Origin of the sequence: Erwinia sp. MYb375, assembly GCF_037479175.1 — a bacterium.
GTDB lineage: Bacteria > Pseudomonadota > Gammaproteobacteria > Enterobacterales > Enterobacteriaceae > Erwinia > Erwinia rhapontici.
Genome location: NZ_JBBGZS010000023.1, coordinates 1,474,941 through 1,498,675, shown reverse-complemented (window position 1 = coordinate 1,498,675; position 23,735 = coordinate 1,474,941). Strand labels below are relative to the sequence as shown.

19 protein-coding genes and 1 pseudogene are annotated in these 23,735 nt (G+C 55.2%); 12 read left to right on the top strand and 8 right to left on the bottom strand.

Features of this window, described 5'->3' with window-relative positions:
- Positions 1 to 16 precede the first annotated feature (16 nt).
- Positions 17 to 1,705 carry a PTS fructose transporter subunit IIBC gene (gene fruA, locus WH279_RS19785; RefSeq protein WP_339458134.1) on the top strand — a complete coding sequence of 563 codons (1,689 nt, stop codon included), beginning with the start codon at positions 17 to 19 and terminating at the stop codon, positions 1,703 to 1,705.
- A 71-nt stretch (positions 1,706 to 1,776) separates the two neighbouring features.
- On the opposite strand, the gene nfo is transcribed toward fruA, so the two are convergent.
- Positions 1,777 to 2,619 (bottom strand): deoxyribonuclease IV, encoded by an 843-nt coding sequence (gene nfo / locus WH279_RS19780; RefSeq protein ID WP_200644053.1) that lies wholly within the window; start codon positions 2,617 to 2,619, stop codon positions 1,777 to 1,779.
- Positions 2,620 to 2,684: 65 nt separating this feature from the next.
- Positions 2,685 to 3,746, bottom strand: coding sequence for a YeiH family putative sulfate export transporter (locus WH279_RS19775; protein WP_339458133.1), 1,062 nt, complete (start codon positions 3,744 to 3,746; stop codon positions 2,685 to 2,687).
- A 138-nt stretch (positions 3,747 to 3,884) separates the two neighbouring features.
- Here WH279_RS19775 and yieE point away from each other — a divergent pair, with 138 nt between their 5' ends.
- The 4 genes from yieE to WH279_RS19755 all read left to right on the top strand — a co-directional run bounded on the left by yieE (position 3,885) and on the right by WH279_RS19755 (position 8,415).
- The gene (yieE, locus tag WH279_RS19770) at positions 3,885 to 4,751 is read left to right on the top strand and encodes a DNA-binding transcriptional regulator YeiE (RefSeq protein ID WP_133841470.1); all 867 of its coding nucleotides are present in this window, start codon (positions 3,885 to 3,887) and stop codon (positions 4,749 to 4,751) included.
- Positions 4,752 to 4,941: 190 nt separating this feature from the next.
- Entirely contained in the window at positions 4,942 to 6,408 is a 1,467-nt protein-coding gene (locus tag WH279_RS19765; RefSeq protein WP_133841471.1) for an amino acid permease, read from the top strand.
- 139 nt (positions 6,409 to 6,547) lie between these two features.
- On the top strand, positions 6,548 to 7,630 hold the full coding sequence (locus WH279_RS19760) for a FecCD family ABC transporter permease (RefSeq protein WP_339458132.1): 1,083 nt from the start codon (positions 6,548 to 6,550) through the stop codon (positions 7,628 to 7,630).
- Positions 7,630 to 8,415, top strand: a complete 786-nt coding sequence (locus WH279_RS19755; RefSeq protein WP_418903933.1) for an ABC transporter ATP-binding protein — start codon at positions 7,630 to 7,632, stop codon at positions 8,413 to 8,415. Before WH279_RS19760 ends, WH279_RS19755 begins: the two co-directional genes overlap by 1 nt.
- Before the next feature lie 118 nt (positions 8,416 to 8,533).
- Here the strand turns inward: WH279_RS19755 and fghA are convergent, their stop codons facing one another.
- The 3 genes from fghA to ptrR form a co-directional block, all read right to left on the bottom strand.
- The gene (fghA, locus tag WH279_RS19750) at positions 8,534 to 9,376 is read right to left on the bottom strand and encodes an S-formylglutathione hydrolase (protein WP_133841474.1); all 843 of its coding nucleotides are present in this window, start codon (positions 9,374 to 9,376) and stop codon (positions 8,534 to 8,536) included.
- A gap of 11 nt (positions 9,377 to 9,387) precedes the next feature.
- Positions 9,388 to 10,515 carry an S-(hydroxymethyl)glutathione dehydrogenase/class III alcohol dehydrogenase gene (locus WH279_RS19745; RefSeq protein WP_200643590.1) on the bottom strand — a complete coding sequence of 376 codons (1,128 nt, stop codon included), beginning with the start codon at positions 10,513 to 10,515 and terminating at the stop codon, positions 9,388 to 9,390.
- 65 nt (positions 10,516 to 10,580) lie between these two features.
- The gene (ptrR, locus tag WH279_RS19740; protein ID WP_339458131.1) at positions 10,581 to 11,459 is read right to left on the bottom strand and encodes a putrescine utilization regulator PtrR; all 879 of its coding nucleotides are present in this window, start codon (positions 11,457 to 11,459) and stop codon (positions 10,581 to 10,583) included.
- Between the two features lie 102 nt (positions 11,460 to 11,561).
- Between ptrR and WH279_RS19735 the strand changes: the two genes are divergently transcribed.
- From WH279_RS19735 to mglC, 7 genes are all read left to right on the top strand, one after another.
- Entirely contained in the window at positions 11,562 to 12,695 is a 1,134-nt protein-coding gene (locus tag WH279_RS19735) for a YbfB/YjiJ family MFS transporter (RefSeq protein WP_339458130.1), read from the top strand.
- Positions 12,696 to 12,928: 233 nt separating this feature from the next.
- Positions 12,929 to 13,594: a GTP cyclohydrolase I FolE gene (folE, locus tag WH279_RS19730; RefSeq protein WP_133841478.1), complete on the top strand. Its 666-nt coding sequence runs from the start codon at positions 12,929 to 12,931 to the stop codon at positions 13,592 to 13,594.
- Between the two features lie 42 nt (positions 13,595 to 13,636).
- On the top strand, positions 13,637 to 14,806 hold the full coding sequence (gene yeiB / locus WH279_RS19725) for a DUF418 domain-containing protein YeiB (RefSeq protein WP_339458129.1): 1,170 nt from the start codon (positions 13,637 to 13,639) through the stop codon (positions 14,804 to 14,806).
- A 135-nt stretch (positions 14,807 to 14,941) separates the two neighbouring features.
- Positions 14,942 to 15,982, top strand: a complete 1,041-nt coding sequence (gene galS / locus WH279_RS19720; RefSeq protein WP_133841480.1) for an HTH-type transcriptional regulator GalS — start codon at positions 14,942 to 14,944, stop codon at positions 15,980 to 15,982.
- 319 nt (positions 15,983 to 16,301) lie between these two features.
- A complete protein-coding gene (gene mglB, locus WH279_RS19715; RefSeq protein WP_133841481.1) occupies positions 16,302 to 17,297 on the top strand; it encodes a galactose/glucose ABC transporter substrate-binding protein MglB in 996 nt (331 codons plus the stop codon).
- 77 nt (positions 17,298 to 17,374) lie between these two features.
- Complete coding sequence (gene mglA / locus WH279_RS19710; RefSeq protein ID WP_133841482.1) at positions 17,375 to 18,895, top strand: galactose/methyl galactoside ABC transporter ATP-binding protein MglA; 1,521 nt, start codon at positions 17,375 to 17,377, stop codon at positions 18,893 to 18,895.
- Between the two features lie 19 nt (positions 18,896 to 18,914).
- On the top strand, positions 18,915 to 19,925 hold the full coding sequence (mglC, locus tag WH279_RS19705) for a galactose/methyl galactoside ABC transporter permease MglC (protein WP_133841483.1): 1,011 nt from the start codon (positions 18,915 to 18,917) through the stop codon (positions 19,923 to 19,925).
- A gap of 128 nt (positions 19,926 to 20,053) precedes the next feature.
- Here the strand turns inward: mglC and sanA are convergent, their stop codons facing one another.
- The 3 genes and pseudogenes from sanA to cdd all read right to left on the bottom strand — a co-directional run bounded on the left by sanA (position 20,054) and on the right by cdd (position 23,635).
- Entirely contained in the window at positions 20,054 to 20,767 is a 714-nt protein-coding gene (sanA, locus tag WH279_RS19700) for an outer membrane permeability protein SanA (RefSeq protein WP_200643586.1), read from the bottom strand.
- A gap of 153 nt (positions 20,768 to 20,920) precedes the next feature.
- Positions 20,921 to 22,594: pseudogene (locus WH279_RS19695) on the bottom strand (NAD-dependent malic enzyme); the annotation flags it as partial.
- 150 nt (positions 22,595 to 22,744) lie between these two features.
- Positions 22,745 to 23,635 carry a cytidine deaminase gene (gene cdd, locus WH279_RS19690; RefSeq protein ID WP_200643584.1) on the bottom strand — a complete coding sequence of 297 codons (891 nt, stop codon included), beginning with the start codon at positions 23,633 to 23,635 and terminating at the stop codon, positions 22,745 to 22,747.
- Between the last annotated feature and the right edge of the window lie 100 nt (positions 23,636 to 23,735).

Genomic DNA, 23,735 nt, shown 5'->3' with positions numbered 1-23,735 from the left:
CAGCAGGAGACGCATAATGAAAACGCTGCTGATAATCGATTCTTCGCTGGGGCTGGCAACGGGCTATCTGGCAAAAAATATCACCACAGCGGCTGCGGCAAGCGCCGGTCTGATTCTGACGGATAATCCGGCAGAAGCGGATCAAGTCATTGTGGCAGGCAAAAATATTCCGGCAGACAGCACGCTGAACGGCAAAGCCATTTATCTGGCTGACATCGAACAGCTGCTGCGCCAGCCAGCCGACGTGCTGGCCAAGGCGCAAACTCACGCTCAACCTTATCAGGCACCGGCGGCATCAGCGGCTGCGCCTGCTGCGGTCAGCACCGGACCTAAACGTGTTGTCGCGATTACCGCGTGTCCGACTGGCGTGGCACATACCTTTATGGCCGCCGAAGCCATTGACACCGAAGCGAAAAAACGCGGCTGGTGGGTGAAGGTTGAAACCCGTGGTTCAGTGGGGGCTGGCAATGCCATTACCGCCGAAGAAGTGGCGGCAGCCGATCTGGTGATTGTGGCGGCAGACATCGAAGTGGACCTGGCGAAATTTGCCGGTAAGCCGATGTACCGTACTTCTACCAGCCTGGCGCTGAAGAAAACCGCTCAGGAACTGGATAAAGCCGTGGCAGAAGCCCGTGTTTACCAGCCTCAGGGTGGACAGTCTTCTGCACAGGACGAGAAAAAAGAGAAAGCAGGGGCCTATCGTCACTTGTTGACCGGTGTGTCCTACATGCTGCCGATGGTGGTTGCAGGGGGGCTGAGCATTGCCCTGTCCTTCGCCTTTGGTATCACTGCGTTTAAAGAGCAGGGTACGCTGGCAGCAGCGCTGATGCAGATTGGTGGCGGCAGTGCGTTTGCCCTGATGGTGCCGGTGCTGGCAGGCTTTATCGCCTTCTCGATTGCCGACCGTCCGGGTCTGACGCCTGGCCTGATTGGCGGGATGCTGGCGACCAGCATTAACGCCGGCTTCCTTGGCGGTATCATCGCCGGTTTCATTGCCGGTTATGCCGCGAAGTTCCTCAGCCAGAAGGTCAAACTACCGACCAGTATGGAAGCATTAAAGCCGATTCTGATCATTCCGCTGGTCGCGAGCTTGATTACGGGTCTGTTGATGATCTACGTAGTGGGCAAACCGGTGGCCGGTATCATGGCGGGTCTGACGGCCTGGCTGGCAAACCTGGGTACGGCTAACGCCGTGGTTCTGGGCGCTATCCTCGGTGGCATGATGTGTACCGATATGGGTGGCCCGGTGAACAAAGTGGCTTATGCCTTTGGTGTCGGGCTGCTCAGTTCGCAAACCTATGCGCCGATGGCGGCGATTATGGCGGCCGGTATGGTGCCACCGCTGGCGATGGGTCTGGCAACGCTGGTTGCACGCAGGAAGTTCAACAAAGGTCAGCAGGAAGGGGGCAAAGCGGCGCTGGTACTGGGTCTGTGCTTTATCTCTGAAGGTGCGATTCCGTTCGCTGCCCGTGATCCGATGCGTGTTCTGCCTTGCTGCATCATCGGCGGTGCCGTAACCGGCGCAATGTCGATGGCGATTGGTGCCAAACTGATGGCGCCACACGGCGGTCTGTTTGTCCTGTTAATCCCTGGCGCAATCACCCCGGTCGTCGGTTACCTGGCGGCGATTATCGTGGGTACGCTTGTGGCAGGTCTCTCTTACGCGGTGTTGAAACGCCCGGAAGCAGAAGCGCTGAAAGTCTAATCTTATCCCCGTAGGGGGGGGGCCCGCCTCGCCCGTTTCACAGGGTCAGGCACGCCTGACCCCTACGGGTTTTATTTCTGCTCTGACTTCAACCACGCAATTTCATCTTTCCAGATATCCGGATTGATCGTTTCAAGAATCATCGGGATCCCGTCAAAGCGTTTATCCTTCATCAACCAGCTAAATACCGTCTTACCGATATTCCCCTCGCCCAGACTGTGGTGACGATCGACGCGGCTGTTAAACTCGCTTTTCGCATCATTCAGGTGCATACCGCGCAGATACTGAAAGCCCACGATGCGTTCGAAATCAGCAAACGTCTTCACGCACTCTTCTTCGGTGCGCAGGTCGTAACCCCCGGCAAAGGCATGGCAGGTATCAATGCAGACACCGACGCGGGATTTATCTTCCACGCCATCAATGATCGCCGCCAGATGTTCAAAGCGAAACCCCAGGTTACTGCCCTGACCGGCGGTATTCTCGATCACCGCCGTGACGCCTTCCGTCTTATCCAGCACGATGTTGATCGACTCAGCAATACGCTGAAGGCAATCGTCTTCGCTGATTTGATGCAGGTGGCTGCCGGGGTGGAAGTTCAATAACGTCAGCCCCAACTGCTGGCAGCGTGTCACTTCATCGAGGAAGGCTTCGCGTGATTTTTCCAGGGCCTCCTCAACCGGGTGCCCAAGGTTGATCAGATAGCTGTCGTGGGGCAGGATTTGTCCGGGCGTGTAGTGATACTTTTCACAGGCGCTGCGAAAGGCCGAAATCACTTCATCAGTCAGCGGAGCCGCGCGCCACTGACGCTGATTTTTCGTAAAGAGCGCGAAAGCAGTGGCTTCCAGTTCGTATGCGCGTTCAACCGCTTTATCCACACCGCCAGCTGCACTGACGTGGGCACCGATATATTTCATGCCGTTCTCCTGTTAATGACCTGCTTAATGGCAGGCGGGTCATCATAACCGGAAAAGAGCGGAAACTATGCCATCAAATGTTGAACCAGCAGGTTGATAGCACCACCGCCCACGATCAGCCAGATAAACAGCGTCAGGCCAAGAAGAAGGGGACGCATCCCGGCGCGCTTCAGTTGGCTGACCTGTGTCGTGACGCCGAGCGCCGCCATGGCCATCGCCAGCAAGACATTATCCAGCTGGTTAATCGTATTGACGACTGACCGCGGGAACAGCTGCAGAGAGTTAAACAGCGCGACAACAATAAACAGCAGGGCGAACCATGGGAAAGAGAGCGCGCTTTTGCTCTGGGTTGCAGTGGCTGGCTGCATCCGCTTTATCTGCCAGTTAAGGATCACCAGGAAGGGGGCCAGCATCATCACGCGTAGCATTTTACTGATCACCGCCGCGTTCTCTGTTTCCGGGGCGATAGCATGTCCTGCCGCGACCACTTGCGCGACTTCATGCATCGTTGAGCCGGTGTAAATACCGTAACTTTCAGCCGTCACCGACGGAAACATTTGCAAGACATGCGGATATAACAGCGGATAAAGGAAAATGGCGAGAGTGCCAAAGATCACAACCGTAGCCACGGCCACCGCGACTTTTGAGGCTTCGGCTTTCAGCACGGGTTCTGTTGCCAGCACGGCCGCGGCACCACAGATACTGCTGCCGGCGCCAATCAACCAGGCCGTGTCGCGATCCAGCCCGAAGACTTTACGGCCCAGCCAGCAGGCAATAAAGAACGTGGAGCTCAGGGTCATGATATCGATGATCACGCCACTGACACCCACGCTGGTAATTTGCTGGAAGGTTAACCGGAAACCATAAAGAATAATGCCCAGCCGGAGCAGTCTCTGCTTTGCCAGCAGAATACCGCTATCGCAAGGCGGATAAATGAGGGGATACAGCGTATTGCCAACGACGATGCCAAATACAATAGCCAGGGTCAGTGCGCCAAGCCCCAGTCCGGCAACCCAGGGGATATTGCCTGCCCAGATAGCCAGCGCGGCAATCCCGCCTGCCAGCGCGAGGCCTGGAATAAAGCGCTGTATCGAGTGATGATGATTTTTGAGAGCGATGTCAGCCAAAATATCTTCCTCCATAAGATGATGGCAATATGATGATGGCAACTTACTTAAAAGAGAAATTGATTATATACTTATAATCAACCACTCTAAGTGTTAAGCGGTCTACTTGTGAGCCACTTTTTTGTGAAAGGAATGACGATGCATATCACCCTGCGCCAACTGGAAGTCTTCACCGAAGTTCTGAAAAGCGGTTCAACCACTCAGGCCTCTCAGGTGCTGGCACTTTCCCAGTCAGCGGTCAGTGCCGCACTGGCCGATCTTGAAGGCCAGCTGAGCGTCCAGTTGTTTGACCGGGTCGGCAAACGCCTGGTCATTAACGAACATGGCCGCCTGTTATATCCACGTGCCGTTGGGCTGCTTGAGCAGGCGCAGGATATTGAGCAGTTATTCCGTGAAGACAACGGGGCGTTGCGCGTCTCGGCCAGCAGCACCATCGGCAACTATCTGTTACCCGGCATGATCGCCCACTACCGCCGCGATTTCCCGATGCTGCCCTTAGAGCTGAGCGTCGGTAACAGCCAGGATGTGATTACCGATGTGGCAGATTTTCGCGTGGATATAGGTCTGATTGAAGGGCCATGTCATATGGCCGAGTTGATCACTGAGCCCTGGCTGGAAGATGAGCTGGTGGTTTTTGCGGCCCCGAATGCCGATATTCTCAACCAGCCGGTGACGTTACAGAGCCTGGCCGCTGCGCCCTGGATCCTGCGCGAACATGGCTCCGGCACGCGTGAAATCGTCGACTATCTGCTGTTGTCACATCTGCCGCAGTTCGATCTGGCGTTGGAGCTGGGCAACTCTGAGGCGATTAAAAATGCGGTGCGTCACGGCATGGGGATCAGTTGCCTGTCGCGGAGGGTGATTGCCGAGCAACTGGAGATGGGGACGCTGGTCGAAGTGACCATTCCGTTGCCAAAACTCAAACGCACGCTGTACCGGATTCATCATCGGCAGAAACACCTCTCGAAGGCGCTGAACCGTTTTCTGAGCTATTGCACGGAATAAAACCCGGGTCGGGCATGCCCGACCCCTGCGAAATCATGCGCTCTGACAGGGGAGAGCACGCCTCGCCCGTGTTACGCTAATAATTTCCCGCCGATCATGAAGCTAACTTATAACGTGGCGTAATCGCTATACGACCCCCGCCAGGTTGCTATAATCGCGCCTTATTTTTTGCAAGGCGCAGCGTTAAAACATGGATCATGACACAACAACAACACAACCCACTGGATTAAGACGTGAACTGAAAGCACGTCACTTAACCATGATCGCCATTGGCGGTTCGATTGGCACAGGCTTATTTGTCGCCTCAGGTGCCACTATTTCTCAGGCGGGTCCAGGCGGGGCATTACTGTCCTATATGCTGATTGGCCTGATGGTTTACTTCCTGATGACCAGCCTCGGTGAGCTGGCGGCCTTTATGCCGGTTTCAGGCTCATTTTCTACCTACGGCGCCAAATACGTCGAAGAAGGCTTTGGCTTCGCGCTGGGCTGGAACTACTGGTACAACTGGGCGGTCACCATCGCCGTTGACCTTGTCGCTTCACAGCTGGTAATGACCTGGTGGTTCCCGGACACCCCGGGCTGGATCTGGAGCGCACTGTTCCTCTGCCTGATCTTCCTGCTGAACTACATCTCCGTAAAAGGCTTTGGCGAAGCGGAATACTGGTTCTCGCTGATCAAAGTGGTCACCGTCATCATCTTTATTATCGTGGGTGTAGCGATGATCGTGGGCATTCTGCGCGGCGGTGAAAGTGCAGGCTGGCATAACTGGCAGATTGGTGATGCGCCGTTTTCCGGTGGCTTTGCCGCGATGATTGGCGTGGCGATGATCGTTGGCTTCTCGTTCCAGGGCACTGAATTAATTGGTATTGCCGCCGGGGAATCGGAAGACCCGGCGAAGAACATTCCACGTGCGGTCCGTCAGGTGTTCTGGCGCATCCTGCTGTTCTATGTGTTTGCGATTCTGGTGATCAGCCTGATTATCCCTTACACCGACCCAAGCCTGCTGCGTAACAATGTGACCGATATCAGCGTCAGCCCGTTCACGCTGGTATTCCAGCATGCCGGCCTGCTGTCGGCAGCGGCAGTCATGAATGCGGTGATCCTGACGGCGGTATTGTCAGCGGGGAACTCCGGGATGTATGCCTCCACGCGTATGCTTTATACCCTGGCTTCAGAAGGTAAAGCACCGCGTATCTTCGCCAAACTGTCCAAAGGCGGTGTGCCGCGTAATGCGCTGTATGCCACGACAGTGGTGGCGGGGCTGTGCTTCCTGACCTCGATGTTTGGCAATCAGACGGTGTACCTGTGGCTGCTGAACACCTCCGGGATGACGGGATTTATTGCCTGGCTGGGTATTGCTATCAGTCATTATCGTTTCCGTAAAGGGTATGTGGCTCAGGGCCGGGATCTCGCCGATTTGCCGTACCGTTCCGGTTTCTTCCCGCTGGGGCCGATCTTTGCGTTTGTGCTGTGTCTGATTATTACCCTGGGCCAGAACTATCAGGCGTTCCTGTCGGATACCATTGACTGGGGCGGCGTAGCGGCCACGTATATTGGCATCCCGCTGTTCCTGATCATCTGGTTTGGCTTCAAGCTGACGCGCAAAACGCGTTTTGTGAAGTACAGCGAGATGGAATTCCCTAAGTTCGAAAAGTAATGGCGATGGGATAACAGAAGAAGGCGCGGATCCCGCGCCTTTTTTTATCTGAAAAAAACAGACTAAAAATATTACTGATTAGTATTCGCATTTGCTTTATTTTAAGCGGCATTAAATACATTTCTAGCAGGTATTAAGAATGAGTCTGACCCAGGAACCCGTGCAGCACGCGGGCAATATCCCGCCTGAAGGTGTCATGGGGCGTTACCACCAGCTGCTGCGCCACCGACTGTTAATTATGGCCGTACTGGTGCTGGCGATCGCCGCTTCGCTGGTGCTGGACTTCACGCTTGGCCCGTCCGGCCTGTCGTTACAGGTATTATGGCAAACGCTGCTGTCACCGGAGACGGTTGATGCCGGTACCCGGGTGATCGTCTGGGACATACGCCTGCCGTATGCGTTGATGGCTGTGGTGGTTGGCTTAGGACTGGGCCTTGCCGGGGCTGAGATGCAGACCATCCTGAATAACCCGCTGGCCAGCCCGTTTACCCTTGGGGTGTCGTCGGCCGCCGCCTTTGGTGCTGCACTGGCCATTGTGCTGGGCATTGGTATCCCGGGCATCCCTGACCAGTGGTTTATCTCCGCCAATGCGTTTGTCTTTGCGCTGCTGGCCGCACTGATGCTGGACGCGGTCACCCGCTGGACGCAGGTGTCCACCTCCGGTGTGGTGCTGTTTGGTATCGCGCTGGTGTTTACTTTCAATGCACTGGTCTCGATGATGCAGTTTATTGCCAGCGAAGATACCTTGCAGGGGCTGGTGTTCTGGACGATGGGCAGCCTGGCGCGCGCCTCGTGGGAAAAGCTGGCGATACTCTGCGTGGCGTTGCTGATTCTGGTACCGTTCTCGATGTTAAGCGCATGGAAACTGACAGCGCTGCGTTTGGGTGAAGATAGGGCAGTGAGCTTCGGTATTGATGTGCGTCGCCTGCGTCTGGTCACGCTGCTGCGCATCAGCGTGATCTCTGCACTGGCGGTGGCATTTGTCGGCCCGATTGGCTTTATCGGCCTGGTGGCACCGCATATTGCCCGCATGATTTTTGGTGAGGATCACCGCTTCTATCTGCCCGCCAGTGCGCTGACCGGGGCACTGGTGCTGTCGATGGCATCGGTGGTATCGAAGAACCTGATCTCAGGCGTCATCATCCCGGTGGGGATTGTCACCTCGCTGGTGGGCGTGCCGTTCTTCCTGAGTATTATTCTGCGCCATCGGGGGAGTGTCTGATGCAGGGGCTGAAAATTAGCGGTTTCCATGCCGGTTATCCAAAACGTCAGGTGATCAGCAACCTTAATGTGCCGCTGCTGCCACGTGGCAAAATCACCGTGCTGTTGGGGCCTAACGGCTGTGGGAAGTCAACGCTGCTGCGCTCGCTGGCCGGGCTGAATCGCGCCAAAGGCGAACTGTGGCTGAACGGTGAAGACCTGATGGCGTTGCCGTTTGCCCGCCGTGCCTCACGTGTGGTGTATCTGCCGCAGTCGCTGCCGGCCGGGGTGCATCTGCATGTGCTGGAGTCTATTATAGTGGCTCAGCGTGCCAGCGGTGGGCGCAGTAATGCCAGCAGCGAAGCCGAAGTGATGGCGCTGCTGGAACAGCTGGGTATCGCGCATCTGGCGCTGAGTTATCTTGACCAGCTGTCCGGTGGTCAGAAACAGTTAGTCGGGCTGGCGCAGTCGCTGATCCGCCGCCCGGAGCTGTTGCTGCTGGACGAACCGTTAAGCGCCCTCGACCTCAATTACCAGTTCCACGTGATGGATTTAGTGCGACGCGAAACCCGCCTGCGCAACATCGTTACCGTCGTGGTGGTGCATGATATTAATATCGCGCTGCGTCACAGCGAGCACGTATTGATGCTGCAAAACGGTGAGCTGATTGCCGATGGTTTACCGGAAGCGGTGATTACGCCGGAAAGCCTGGCGCGGGTATATGGTGTGAAAGGGCGCATTGAGCGCTGCTCGCAGGGTGTACCGCAGGTGTTGATTGATGGGTTAGTGGCAGAGGCCATCACGTAGAACGGGTATACCGCAGAAGGGTCGGGCATGCCCGACCCCTACGTTCAGGAGGGTGCGGTGATCTTGGGTAGGGGCGAGGCATGCCTCGCCCTGGGTCAGAGATGCCCCCGTGCGCGATTTACACCAGCAGATGCTGCGCATGGAAGCGCAGGTGATCTTCCACAAAGCTGGCGATAAAGAAGTAGCTGTGATCGTAACCGGGCTGTTCCCGCACGGTTAACGGATAGTTCAGCTCCAGCGCGATGGCTTCCAGCCGTTGCGGCCTCAGCTGATCGGCGAGGAACTGATCGTTATCGCCCTGATCGACCAGCATCGGCAGCACGGCACCGCCGTTACGCATCAGCCAGCAGCTGTCATATTGCTTCCACGTGTTGATATCGTCCCCCAGATAGGTGCGGAAGGCCTTCTGCCCCCATGCCACTTCCAGCGGATTCACAATCGGTGCGAACGCCGACGCCGAACTGAATTTACCCGGGTTACGCAGTGCAATCATCAGTGCACCGTGGCCCCCCATCGAATGCCCCATAATCGCCTGACGATCGCTGACATTGAAATTACCGGCAATCAATGCAGGTAATTCAGTGTTGATGTAATCGTACATGTGAAAATGATCTGCCCAGGGCGCTTCGGTGGCATTGAGGTAAAAACCGGCACCCTGACCGAGGTCGTAACCGTCGTCATTGGCAACGCCTTCGCCGCGCGGGCTGGTATCCGGCATCACCAGCACCAGGCCCAGTTCGGCCGCCACGCGCTGCGCACCGGATTTCACGCTAAAGTTCTCGTCGCTACAGGTCAGTCCCGCCAGGAAGTAGACCACGGGTGGCGGTGAACTGCTTTTCGGTCCCGGTAAAAAGACGCTGAAGGTCATCGCGCAGTTCAGCGTCTCAGACTGATGCTGATAGCGCTGTTGCCAGCCGCCAAACAGGCGATGTTCTTCCAGAAGTTCCAGAGTCGATGGCATCCTTTCCTCTCTTATTTTTTGGCGAAATGCACCACGGAACGAATCGATTTCCCTTCGTGCATCAGGTCGAATGCGTCGTTGATCTCTTCCAGCGGCATGGTGTGGGTAATAAAGTCATTCAGCTGGAATTCACCCGCCATATAACGATCCACGATGCCTGGCAGCTGCGAACGGCCTTTCACGCCACCGAAGGCAGAACCGCGCCAAACGCGCCCGGTCACCAGCTGGAATGGACGGGTAGAAATCTCTTCACCGGCACCGGCTACACCGATGATCACGGATTCGCCCCAGCCTTTATGACAACACTCAAGAGCTGAACGCATCACGTTGACGTTACCAATACACTCGAAGGAGTAGTCAACCCCGCCGTCGGTCATTTCAACGATCACATCCTGAATCGGCTTGTCGAAATCTTTCGGGTTGATCAGATCGGTCGCGCCCAGTTTGCGTGCCAGATCGTATTTGCTGGTATTGATATCAATCCCGATGATGCGTCCGGCTTTCGCCATTTTCGCGCCAATAATCGCCGACAGGCCGATGCCACCAAGGCCGAAAATCGCCACGGTATCGCCTTCTTTCACTTTAGCGGTATTGGTCACGGCACCCATGCCGGTGGTGACGCCGCAGCCCAGCAGGCACACTTCTTCCAGCGGCGCTTCTTTGCTGATTTTCGCCAGGGAGATTTCCGGGATCACGGTGTATTCAGAGAACGTTGAGGTGCCCATATAATGGAAAATCGGCTGACCGTCTTTGAAGAAGCGAGTGGTGCCGTCTGGCATCAGGCCTTTGCCCTGGGTGGAGCGGATCGCCTGACACAGGTTGGTTTTACCGGACAGACAGAATTTACATTTGCCACACTCCGGGGTGTACAGCGGGATCACATGGTCGCCCACGGCCACGCTGGTAACGCCTTCACCCACGGCTTCCACCACGCCGCCGCCCTCATGGCCCAGCACCGCCGGGAACACACCCTCCGGATCTTTACCGGACAGCGTGTAAGCATCGGTGTGGCAGACGCCAGTGGCAACGATACGGACCAGCACTTCGCCTTTTTGCGGTGGCATCAGATCCAGTTCTTCAATTTTCAGTGGTTCACCGGCGGCCCATGCTACGGCGGCACGCGTTTTAATCATCTGCATATGTTGCTCCTGTCTTTCTTTCAAAGGGGTGTAATAAGCGTAACCAGGGTTGAAGGAAACAGCGGTTAATCGCTGGACTTCTCATCAAATTGTTCAATAATCAGATACTTCAGCGCCTCAACGTTGGGCGTGAAGGCATCACGGCGCCACACCAGTCGGGTCTCTGTGTCGCGCATTTCAGGTGGCAGCGGGTGCTGGCGCACGCGTTCGTGGCCCGGCATCTGCGCCAGCACGGCGGCAGGCAGCAATGCCAGCCCGCCGCCGCTGGCAACGCAGGCCAGCATCGCGTGATACGACTGAATCTCCATCACATTGCCCGGCTGGACGCCTGCATTGCGGAACCAGTTCTCAAACCGGATGCGATAGGAGCAGCCTGGACGAAAGGCAAACAGCGTGCTGCCTGCGGCATCGGTGGGCGTTATGATCCCGGCGTGATCCAGACTGGAAATCAGCACCATCTGCTCGGGAAACGCGACACAGCTGTTGAGTTCATCGGCATTGACCGGACCATCCGCCAGCGCGGCGGCCAGGGTGCCAACGCGCACTTTTTCGATAATCTCAGAAGAGGTACCGGTACTCAGCGCCAGGTTGACGGCGGGATAACGCTGATGAAACTCTGCCAGCAGGGAGGGAAGGCGCGTGGCAGCCGTGCTCTCCATCGAGCCGAGGGCAAAATTGCCCGCCGGTTTGCCGCCGTGTGCCATATTTAGCGCCTCTTCGCTCAGCGCAAGGATACGCTGAGCATAACAGAGGAAGTTGTGGCCCATCGGCGACAGGCGCAGGCGCTGCTTCTCGCGGATAAACAGGTCGGTGCCCAGCTCTTCTTCCAGCTGGCGCAGGCGCGTAGTGAGGTTTGACGGCACCCGATGTAACTGCTCCGCTGCCCGTACAACGGAACCGCTGTCGGCCACTGCACAGAACATTTTAAGTTGGGTCAGGTCCATTCGTTCTCTTATCGTCAGTAACTTAGTTAGTATTATTCACTTTTCGTGATTTTAACCATCACGCATGCTGATGGCAACTGAAAATCGGCCAGGGAGTCAAAAATGGCAGTACGTGTGGCGTTATGTGCTTTTCTGACGTTGGTGGTGGCGATGGGGATAGGGCGCTTTGCCTTTACCCCGCAGGTGCCTTTAATGATAGGCGAAAATCAGCTATCGCTGACGAGTGCGGCGGTGGTGGCGGCGCTGAACTATCTGGGGTATCTCTGCGGTTCGTTTGATGCCATGCGTGCCACCCGGCGCGTGGAGTGGCGCTTACAGGCGGGCGTCTGGGGAGCGGTGGTGCTGACGCTGCTTTCCGCCCTGGTTTCCGGCCCGTGGCAGCATGGCGTGGTGCGTTTCCTGATTGGCTGGGCCAGTGGCTGGGCGATGGTGCTGATCGCCGCGTGGAGCAATGAACAGTTGCACCGCTATCAGCGTCCGGGGCTGAGTGCCGCCGTGTTCGCCGGGCCGGGAACCGGGATTCTGATCAGCGGACTGCTGGCGGTGTGGCTGCACAGTCAGCAGGTCAGCGCGGCCTGGGCGTGGGGCGCTTATGGTGTGCTGGCACTGGTTCTGGTGGCGCTGATTGCCCGCACCTTACCGCGTACCGGCCAGTTGCATCGCCCGGAAACCGCCCCGGAGCCGCTGCGCCTGACACCTGGGCTGAAGCGGCTGGTATGGAGCTACAGTCTGGCCGGATTTGGCTATATTCTGCCCGCAACCTTTCTGTCACAGATGGCGACCACGCGTTTTCCTGGCCTGATCAGCCAGTTTGTCTGGCCGGTGTTCGGTGGGGCCGCGGTGGTGGGGATCGCTATCGGTATTCTGACCCGTCACCTGGGTGACAGTAACCGTCGCCTGGCACTGGTGCTGTGGGTGCAGGCGCTGGGAGTCTTTGCAGCGGACCTGATCCCCGGATTGGGCGGATTGGCGCTGGGATCGGCACTGATTGGTGGTGGCTTCCTGTGCGTGGTGCAACTCTCTCTGCAATATGCCCGCGAACTGGCTCCGCTGCACACGCGCTATCTCGCCGGATTACTGACCACCGGCTATGCGGTCGGGCAACTGGTGGGGCCGTTGTTATCGGCGATCTCTACCGCGCTGACGCACCGGCTGGAACCCGCGTTGTATGTAGCCGGGGCGGCGCTGCTGGTGGCGGGGATTCTGGTGTGGCATCGCGAGGCGGCAACTGAATGAAACTGTTTCATCGACAATTAAATTGATTCACTGGATCAGACTCCAAATGTGTTCCAAAATAGCGCCTCAGAAATCCTCTTCATCTTTCACGCTGCAGGTGCGTTGTCTGCCCTTACTCACCCCGGTCACTTACTTGTTGTAAGCTCCCGGGGATTCGTTCGGTTGCTGCCTTCCTGCATCATGAAATCTATTGAGGATTGGATTTTGTCAGACCTGCTGGAGAAAAGAGACAAATGGCGACGTTAAGTCAGGAAGCCACACTGGTTCATGAGGCGCTGGTTGCCCGCGGCCTGGAAACCCCGCTGCGTTCACCTGTGCGCGAGATGGATGATGACACGCGTAAGCAGCTTATCGCCGGTCACATGACCGAAATTATGCAGTTGCTCAATCTTGATCTGGAAGATGACAGCCTGGCTGAAACACCGCAGCGTATTGCCAAAATGTACGTTAATGAAGTGTTCTCCGGTCTGGACTACGCCAACTTCCCGAAAATCACCGTTATTGAAAATAAGATGAAAGTGGATGAAATGGTGACCGTGCGTGATATCACGCTGACCAGCACCTGTGAACATCACTTTGTGATCATCGATGGCCAGGCCACCGTGGCCTATATCCCGAAAGAGAAGGTGATTGGTCTGTCGAAAATCAACCGTATTGTGCAGTTCTTCTCCTCGCGTCCGCAGGTGCAGGAACGCTTGACGCAGCAGATCCTTGTGGCACTGCAAACGCTGCTGGGCACCAGCAACGTCGCGGTGTCCATTGATGCCGTGCACTACTGTGTTAAGGCGCGTGGTATTCGTGATGCCACCAGCGCGACGACAACGACCTCACTGGGTGGGCTGTTCAAGTCCAGCCAGAACACGCGCCAGGAGTTCCTGCGCTCGGTACGCCATCGCTAATGTTCAGGGTCAGGCATGCCTGGCCCCTACAGGAATGCCTTCATGTCCCGTATTCTTCCTCTCGATTTTATTCGTGGACTGGCCATTCTTGGCATTCTTCTGCTGAATATCACCGCCTTTGGTTTGCCGAAGGCGGCTTATCTCAATCCGGCCTGGCAGGGATTGCCATCGACCCGCGATTTTCTGGTGTGGGCGGCAATGGACCTGTTCGCCCAGGCAAAATTCCTCACGCTGTTTGCGATCCTGTTCGGTGCCGGGCTGCAACTGCTGCTGTCGCGCGGTAAGCGCTGGATACAGTCACGCCTCTCCTGGCTGGTGATCTTCGGTTTCCTGCACGCGTTGCTGCTGTGGGAGGGCGATATCCTGCTGGCTTACGGGCTGACCGGGCTGGTGACCTGGCGCATGATCCGCGATGTGCCCGGTACAAAGCAGCTGTTCAATACCGGGTTAATGCTTTACCTGATTGGCAGCGCGGTGCTGGTGGTGCTCGGCATGGCCTCAGGGCCGAATCCGAACAGTTCATGGTTGGCCGGGGCGGCCGACGTGCAGTATGAAACCTTCTGGCGTACCCAGGGCGGCTGGGAGGCGATGGTGAATCGCCTGGATATGCTGGGGTCGGCGCTGATGGCGCTGGCGGCACAGTACGGCTGGCAGCTGGCGGGCTTAATGATGGTGGGCGCCGCATTGATGCGCAGCGGCTGGCTGCGTGGCACATGGAGCCTGCAACATTATCGCCGTACGGGCACGATGCTGGTGCTGTCCGGTATGCTGATTGAAGCACTGTCGATTGCGTTACAATGGCACGTCAAATGGGAGTTTCGCTGGGCGGGTTTCTTCCTGCAGGTGCCGCGTGAAATCAGTGCCCCCTTGCAGTCGCTGGGCTACGCCGCGCTGTGCTTCGGCTGGTGGCCACAGCTCCAGCGTTTTCGCCTGACGCTGATGGTGAGTGCGGTCGGCAGAATGGCACTCTCCAACTATCTGTTACAGACGCTGATTTGTACCACGTTGTTTAACCACTTTGCATTGTTCAATCACTTCGACCGCCTGCAATTGCTGCTGATTGTTCCGCTGGTCTGGGGCGTTAACCTGTTGTTTTCCCACTTCTGGCTGCGGATATTCCGTCAGGGCCCCGTCGAGTGGTTATGGCGCCAGCTGACCGGGGTGGGGGTAGAGAAAAAACCGTTGGAAGATGATGCTCATCACAAAGGTTAAAAAATTGTATGTAACCGTTTTCAAGCCTGTGACGGAATTCACGTAGCCCGGGTGTTTCACCTGACAGAATAGACGTCAGAATGCGTCTGGGTCAGGAAGAGCTATGCAAATAACAGGCTTCAGTGGTAATCGCTCATGATTACCATACGTGATGTTGCCCGCGAGGCGGGCGTTTCGGTCGCTACGGTCTCCCGGGTGCTGAATAACAGTGCGGCGGTGACCGGAGACACCCGCGAGGTGGTGCTGAAAACGGTTGCACGCCTCGGTTATCGTCCCAATGCGAACGCCCAGGCGCTGGCCACGCAGGTCAGCGACACCATCGGTGTGGTGGTGATGGACGTGTCCGATCCCTTCTTTGGCGCGCTGGTGAAAGCGGTTGATACCGTGGCCCAGCGTCTGCACAAACATGTATTAATCAACAACTCCTATCATCAGGCGGATAAAGAGCGTCACGCGATTGAAGTATTGATCCGCCAGCGCTGTAACGCCTTGATCGTCCATGCGAAAGCCTTACCAGACGCCGAGCTTGCCTCTCTGATGCAGCAGGTGCCGGGTATGGTACTGGTTAACCGTATTGTGCCTGGTTTTGCCCATCGCTGTGTTTGCCTCGACAACGTCAGCGGGGCGCTGATGGCGATGCGTATGTTGCAACAGCACGGTCACCAGCGCATTGGCTACTTAGGTTCCGTACATCCGATTGAAGATAACGACCAGCGCCGTGAGGGCTGGTCTCAGGCGCTGAGCGAGCAGGGCGTGACGCCCGTTGAAAGCTGGTGTGCCAGTGGTGAGCCGGATTTACAGGGCGGTGAGGCGGCGATGGTGGAGCTGCTGGGGCGGAACCTGCAATTGACGGCAGTGTTTGCCTACAACGACAGTATGGCTGCCGGGGCGCTGGCCGCCCTGAAAGATAACGGTATTGCGGTGCCGCAGCAGCTTTCTGTCGTCGGGTTCGATGATATTCCCATCTCGCGTTACACCGATCCGCAGCTCAGTACCGTGCGCTACCCGATTGTTTCTATGGCAAAACTGGCCACTGAGCTGGCGCTCAAAGGCGCCGCCGGGGAGCTGGACAGCAGCGCCCAGCACTGCTTTATGCCGACCCTGGTGCGACGCCATTCAGTGGCAACACGACAAAATGTGGCGGCCGTCACTAACTCAGGCGAATCTACGATGTAACCGTTTCCAATCTGTGAGTAAATTCACAGTTAATTAACAAGGCCTTCTCTATGATGGCAGCGTCCTGCAGGGTTTGAAACATTATGTAACGGCAGAACGTCCCCTTGTGACGGTCATTTGCCCTCCCTGCGAAACAGTTTCACACACAGCACTCAGGAAGCATTCCGTACAGGGAAGTCGGGTTTGATGTTAGCAATATGTCGGTGCCGCAGATCGTACATGTAACATTTCGCGCCGCCGCCAACAAACTGATCGCCCTGTACCTCATCATTGACGGGTACGCGGCGTTGAGTACTACCCTACAAAAACCGGAGATACCATGAATAAGAAGGTTTTCACTCTCAGCGCCCTGGTGGCCACCATGCTGTTTGGCGCAACTGCTCAGGCAGCAGATACCCGTATTGGCGTCACCATTTATAAATACGACGACAACTTTATGTCCGTCGTGCGCAAGGATATTGAGAAAGAAGCCAAGCTCAACCCGGGCGTGCAGCTGCTGATGAATGACTCGCAGAACAGCCAGTCTACTCAGAACGATCAGGTTGACGTACTGGTTGCTAAGGGCGTGAAAGCGCTGGCCATTAACCTGGTTGACCCGGCTGCCGCTGCCGTTGTGATCAGCAAAGCAAAAGCTAACGATATCCCGGTTGTGTTCTTCAATAAAGAACCGACTGCGAAAGCACTGGCCAGCTATGACAAAGCTTACTACGTTGGTACTGACTCTAAAGAGTCTGGCGTGAAGCAGGGCGAGCTGATCGAGAAACACTGGAAAGCCAATGCCAACTGGGATCTGAACAAAGATGGTCAGATTCAGTTCGTGCTGTTAAAAGGCGAGCCAGGTCACCCGGATGCGGAAGCCCGTACCAAATACGTGATCGATACGCTGAACAAAGATGGCGTGAAAACGCAGCAGCTACATCTGGATACCGCGATGTGGGATACCGCACAGGCGAAAGATAAGATGGATGCGTGGTTGTCTGGCCCGAACGGCAACAAAATTGAAGTGGTTATCGCCAATAACGATGCGATGGCAATGGGTGCAGTAGAAGCACTGAAAGCACACAACAAGTCATCTGTACCGGTCTTCGGTGTGGATGCGTTGCCAGAAGCTCTGGCGATGGTGAAATCTGGCGCAATGGCCGGCACCGTGCTGAATGATGCGAAAAACCAGGCGAAAGCGACCATCGATATGGCGATTAACCTGGCGGCGGGTAAACCAGCCACCGAAGGTACCGATTACAAACTGGATGGCAAAGTGGTTCGTGTTGCCTATGTCCCGGTCGACAAAGACAACCTGGCCGACCTGCCTAAATAAGTACAATCTGATACGGATGCTGGTTCCAGCATCCGTTTTTCAGGCGTTGAATAAAAAACCTTCAGCCGGGTAGAAATATGGGCAGCGATAACGTGCAAACACAGCGCGAGTTTTTACTGGAGATGACTGACGTCAGTAAGTCATTCCCCGGTGTTAAAGCGCTCGATAATGTTAATTTAAAAGTCCGTCCACATTCGATTCACGCCTTGATGGGGGAGAATGGTGCCGGTAAGTCAACACTCTTAAAATGCCTTTTTGGTATTTACAGTAAAGATACGGGGAGCATTCTTTTTCAGGGCGAGGAAATTAATTACAAAAGCTCTAAAGAGGCGCTGGAAAATGGCGTGTCGATGGTGCATCAGGAATTAAACCTCGTTCTGCAACGTACGGTTATGGATAACATGTGGCTGGGTCGTTATCCAAAAAAAGGCTTTTTCGTCGATCAGGATAAAATGTATCGCGATACCAAAGCGATTTTCGACGAGCTGGATATAGATATTGACCCGCGTGACAAAGTGGTTTCTCTGTCTGTTTCTCAAATGCAGATGATTGAGATTGCGAAAGCATTTTCCTATAACGCTAAAATCGTCATTATGGATGAGCCCACCTCATCGTTGACGGAAAAAGAAGTTAACCACCTGTTTACGATTATTCGTAAGCTGAAAGATCGTGGCTGCGGCATTATCTATATCTCTCACAAGATGGAAGAGATCTTCCAGCTGTGTGATGAAATTACCATCCTGCGCGACGGACAGTGGATTGCCACTCAGCCGCTGGAAGGGTTGGATATGGATAAGATTATTGCCATGATGGTTGGGCGGTCGCTGAATCAGCGCTTCCCGGATAAAACCAACGTGCCGGGTGAAACCATCCTGGAAGTGCGTAATCTGACCTCACTGCGTCAGCCGTCGATTCGCGATATCTCCTTTGATTTGCGTAAAGGGGAGATCCTCGGAATTGCCGGTCTGGTGGGTGCGAAACGTACCGACATTGTTGAAACACTGTTTGGTATTCGCGAAAAATCAGGCGGTACGATTAAGCTGCACGGTAAGGCCATTAATAACAACAGCGCCAATGAAGCCATTAATCATGGTTTTGCTTTGGTGACTGAAGAACGCCGTTCTACCGGGATTTACGCTTACCTTGATATTGGTTTTAATTCACTGATTTCAAATATCGGTAAATATAAGAACAGTATTGGTTTGCTGGATAACACCCGAATGAAGAGCGACACTCAATGGGTGATTGACTCGATGCGGGTAAAAACGCCCGGGCATCATACCTCGATTGGTTCATTGTCCGGTGGTAACCAGCAAAAAGTGATTATTGGTCGTTGGTTATTAACGCAACCAGAAATACTGATGCTCGATGAGCCTACACGAGGTATTGACGTTGGGGCGAAATTCGAAATTTATCAGTTGATTTCTGAACTGGCAAAAAAAGGGAAGGGGATCATTATCATCTCTTCCGAAATGCCAGAGTTGTTGGGCGTTACCGATCGTATTCTGGTAATGAGTAATGGCCTGGCCGCAGGCATTGTCGAAACGAAGACTACCACGCAAAACGAAATATTGCGTTTGGCATCGTTGCACCTTTAATGATGTAAGGGCTGTTACTATGAAAGCAGTGAATAAGAAAAGTTTGCTCACCTGGCTGAAAGAAGGTGGGATTTATGTGGTGCTGCTGGTGTTACTGGCCATCATTATTATCCAGGATCCAACGTTCTTAAGTTTAATGAACCTGAGTAATATCCTGACCCAGTCTTCGGTGCGTGTGATTATCGCGCTGGGTGTGGCGGGTTTGATTGTTACCCAAGGGACCGACCTGTCAGCAGGACGTCAGGTGGGTCTGGCTGCGGTTGTGGCCGCCACGCTGTTACAGGCAATGGATAACGCCAATAAGGTGTTCCCGCATCTGGAAACCCTGCCGATTGCTGTTGTTATCGGGATTGTCTGTGCGATTGGCGCCGTGATTGGTCTGATTAACGGTCTGATCATTGCTTATCTGAAGGTGACGCCATTTATCACCACGTTGGGCACCATGATTATTGTTTACGGTGTTAACTCACTGTATTACGACTTCGTAGGGGCATCTCCGGTCGCGGGCTTTGACGAGAAATTCTCTACCTTTGCTCAGGGATTCCTGCGCTTTGGTGATTTCAAACTGTCATACATTACCTTCTACGCGATTATCGCCATCTTTGTGGTGTGGATCCTGTGGAATAAAACCCGCTTCGGTAAAAACATTTTCGCCATCGGTGGTAACCCGGAAGCGGCACGCGTCTCTGGTGTTAACGTTCCGTTTAACCTGATCCTGGTCTATGCACTGTCCGGTGTGTTCTATGCCTTTGGCGGGATGCTGGAAGCGGGGCGTATCGGTTCTGCTACCAACAACCTCGGCTTTATGTATGAGCTGGATGCGATCGCTGCCTGCGTGGTCGGTGGCGTATCGTTTGCGGGGGGGGTTGGTACGGTTGCGGGTGTGGTGACCGGGGTGATTATCTTTACGGTGATCAACTACGGTCTGACCTATATCGGGGTTAACCCTTACTGGCAGTACATCATCAAGGGCGGCATTATTATCTTCGCCGTTGCGCTGGACTCCCTGAAGTACGCACGTAAGAAATAGCGGCGAGGCGAGCTCGACGGGTTTCGGGACGGGCATGCCCGTCCCCTACGATAAGCGCTCACTCGACGATACGTAGAGGCGAGGCACGCCTCGCCTGAAGGGCTGACCTTTTCTGGTCAGCCCTTTTGTTATTTCTTCTTCTGTATCTCCAGTAACTGCTCCGGGGTCACCGCTGGATAACTCTGGGCGTCTTCCGGTACTTCATGCCGCGCCGGGATGGGTACCAGCGGTCCGAGGAAGCGTGGCTCACGCTTCATCAGATACAGATCGGCCAGCGCACCCAAACGTGCACCGACTTCACGCGTTCTCACGCTCCACATATTTTTTGGCGAGGGAACGGCATAACACTGGGCCTGAATCCCCATATGCAGGGCGATAAACAGCGCACGCTCACAGTGGAAACGCTGAGTGATAATAATAAAATCGTTGGTATCGAACACTTTCCGGGTGCGCACAATCGAATCGAGGGTGCGGAAACCAGCATAATCCAGCACGATATCGGAGGGCGCCACGCCTGCGGCAATCAGGTCGCGGCGCATGGTCATCGGTTCGTTATAGCTCTGCTGGGCATTGTCGCCACTCAGCAGCAGATAACTGACCTTGCCGCTGTTGTAGGCGTTAATCGCCCCCTGCATGCGGTACAGATAATACTGGTTGATGACCCCGGTCCGGTAATATTTGGCGGTACCCAGAACCACGCCAACCTGACGGTGTGGCAGCGCTTTCAGATCGTCATAGATATAAGGTGCGGTTTTCCAGCTCATCCAGCGATCGAGGCCAAGCGCGGTCAGTACCATCAGGGCAATGATGATTATCAGACCATAAATCAGGCGTTTCAACATGCGGAATGGCGCTCAGGTTGGCGGTGGAATGTGGATTCAAGGCTACTTGAGGCGGAGAGGTGAAGCAAGTCACACCGTATCGGATGGGGGTTTTTCGCGCAATAACCCCTTCCAGGCGGAGAGTATGACCCGCCTGGAAGGGAAATCGCTGTATCAGATTGAGGTACGGCGATAATTACGGTACTGCGGCAGCCAGAAGTTGGCCGCGATAGCCTTCGAAAGTACATCTTCGGAGGTCACCACCGCCACGCCTGATAGCTGCGCGGCTTTACCCACTGCCATAGCGATCAGTTTTGACACGCCCTGAATATCTTTCACTTCAGGCAGTACCGGGCCAGACCCATCGTTGGCCAGCGGAGAACACTCTGCCAGCGCCCGGCTTGCTGCCATCAGCATGCCGTCCGTGACGCGTGTTGCACCCGACGCAATCACGCCAAGGCCAATGCCCGGGAAGATATACGAGTTATTACACTGGGCAATCGGGTAAATCTTATCCTTCCAGGTAACCGGGGAGAACGGGCTGCCCGTCGCCACTAAAGCATTACCGTCGGTCCACGCCATAATATCCTGCGGTGTCGCTTCCACACGAGAGGTCGGGTTAGACAGCGGCATAATGATAGGACGTGCGCAGTGTTTATGCATTTCACGCACGATCTCTTCGCTGAACAGGCCAGGCTGGCCTGACACGCCGATCATAATGTTTGGCTGTGCGTTACGGACCACATCGAGCAGTGACAGCGAGTCGCTGCTGCTGTCCCAGCCGGCCAGGTTTTCACTTTTCTGCACCAGCTTGCTCTGGAAGTTAAGCAGGTTGGGCAGCTTATCGGTCAGCAGGCCGAAACGATCGACCATAAAGACGCGGCCACGGGCCTCTTCATCGCTGAGGCCTTCAGACTTCATCTGCGCGATGATTTGCTCGGCAATACCGCAACCGGCTGAGCCCGCCCCCAGGAACACCACTTTCTGTTCACACAGCTTGCTGCCTGCTGCACGGCTGGCGGCAATCAGCGTCCCCAGCGTCACTGCCGCGGTGCCCTGAATATCATCATTGAAGCAGCAGACTTCATCACGATAGCGCTCAAGCAGCGGCATCGCATTTTTCTGTGCGAAGTCTTCGAACTGCAACAGCACGTTAGGCCAGCGGCTTTTCACTGCATGAATAAAGTCATTTACGAAGCTTTCGTACTCTTCACCCGTAATACGCGGATGACGCCAGCCCATATACAGCGGGTCATTCAGCAACTGCTGATTGTTGGTCCCCACATCCAGCACCACTGGCAGGGTATAAGCCGGGCTGATGCCGCCGCAGGCGGTGTAGAGGGAGAGTTTACCGATAGGAATGCCCATTCCGCCAATGCCCTGGTCGCCCAGGCCGAGGATACGCTCACCGTCGGTGACCACAATCACCTTCACATTCTGCTTGGTGGCGTTTTGCAGCATATCTTCAATGTTGGCTCGGTTCGGATAAGAGATGAACAAACCGCGCGCGCGACGATAAATCTCAGAGAAGTGCTCACAGGCGGCACCCACGGTTGGGGTGTAAATGATCGGCATCATCTCTTCCAGATGATTATCGAGCAGGCGGTAGAACAACGTTTCGTTGGTGTCCTGAATATTGCGCAGGTAGACGTGTTTATCGTTATTGTTCTTGAAGTCCTGGAACTGACGCCATGCGCGCTCTGCCTGCTCCTCAATGCTCTCCACTGTTTCTGGCAGCAGGCCATTCAGGTTGAAGTCATTACGTTCTTCAATTGAGAACGCGCTGCCTTTGTTCAGAAGGGGGAATTCCAGCAAGATAGGGCCAGCATAAGGGATGTATAGCGGTCGTTTACTTTCGTATTAGAGTTGCATGCAATTAATACTCTATTATGATCGGGATGTTGTGGCGCCAATCCTAAAATAATTAATCTGAAAGTACAGCTTTTTTTAAAATGCAATAAAAAAAGCTGCGATCTTTCTCGAATTATAGAGACTCTTTTACGCTTTATTCAGCACCACCGTAGTCAAACGCGTGCAACCCAGCGCGGCCAGCGTGGCTGCGGTAGCGCTCTGCTGGCTTAATGCCGCATCCGGGGCTTCGGCCAGAACGGCCTGGTGAATATCGCTCAGGCTATGTCCGCTAAGGCTGAGTAAGTTCAGTGCGCCCTGCAACGGAGGCAGACTGGGATTAAACGCCGCGTTTTCTGCATAGCGCCCGGCAAAGATTGCGCCGCTGGCGGTTTGCAAGGCGACACCGCTCCAGGCTTTGCTGTAAGGCGCATGACTGTGGCTGGCGGCGTTAATGGCGGCTTGTGTCAGTGCATCTCCCGCCGCGATAAAGCCGTGGTCGATATCGTCCATCAGCAGGGTGGTGATGGCCAGGTCGTGCGGGCCAAAGGAATCCGGCAGATAGTCACCCAACGTGGCCGCAGCACGGCCAGGCAGTTCAATCGTCAGCCCGCTGCCGCTGTTCAGCTCATTCATAAACTGTCGGCAGTGGCCGCACGGCGTGTAGTTGACGGTAATGCACGCCAGTGCACTTTCACCCCGCAGCCAGGCATGTGTCACCGCACTCTGCTCGGCATGAACGGTCTGCTGCATTGTAGTACCGGCAAACTCCATATTGGCACCAAAGAACAGCGTGCCGCTTTTGCCACGTGCAATGGCACCCACTTTAAAATCAGACAGGGTGGCTACCGCGCAGGCTGCTGCCAGCGGCAGCAGGGCAAAGGCCAGTTCGCTGTCGGTCAATCCACAATGTTTTTTCAGTTCGCCCGCCTGGCTGGCCGTGATAAATCCGGCGAAGTCATCCGCGGCCAGGATCGGCTGAAGTGCGCTTTGTAACAGGGTAGGAAGTGTGGCAAATGCCTGCTGGTAACGTGGGTGCATAGTGGGGCCTCTTTCGCTGAATGCAGCCCATGTTAGCGGGCCGGCAGCCAGTTATATGTGATCTAAGTCTCTCTATCAATGTAATAAGTGAAATTGATCA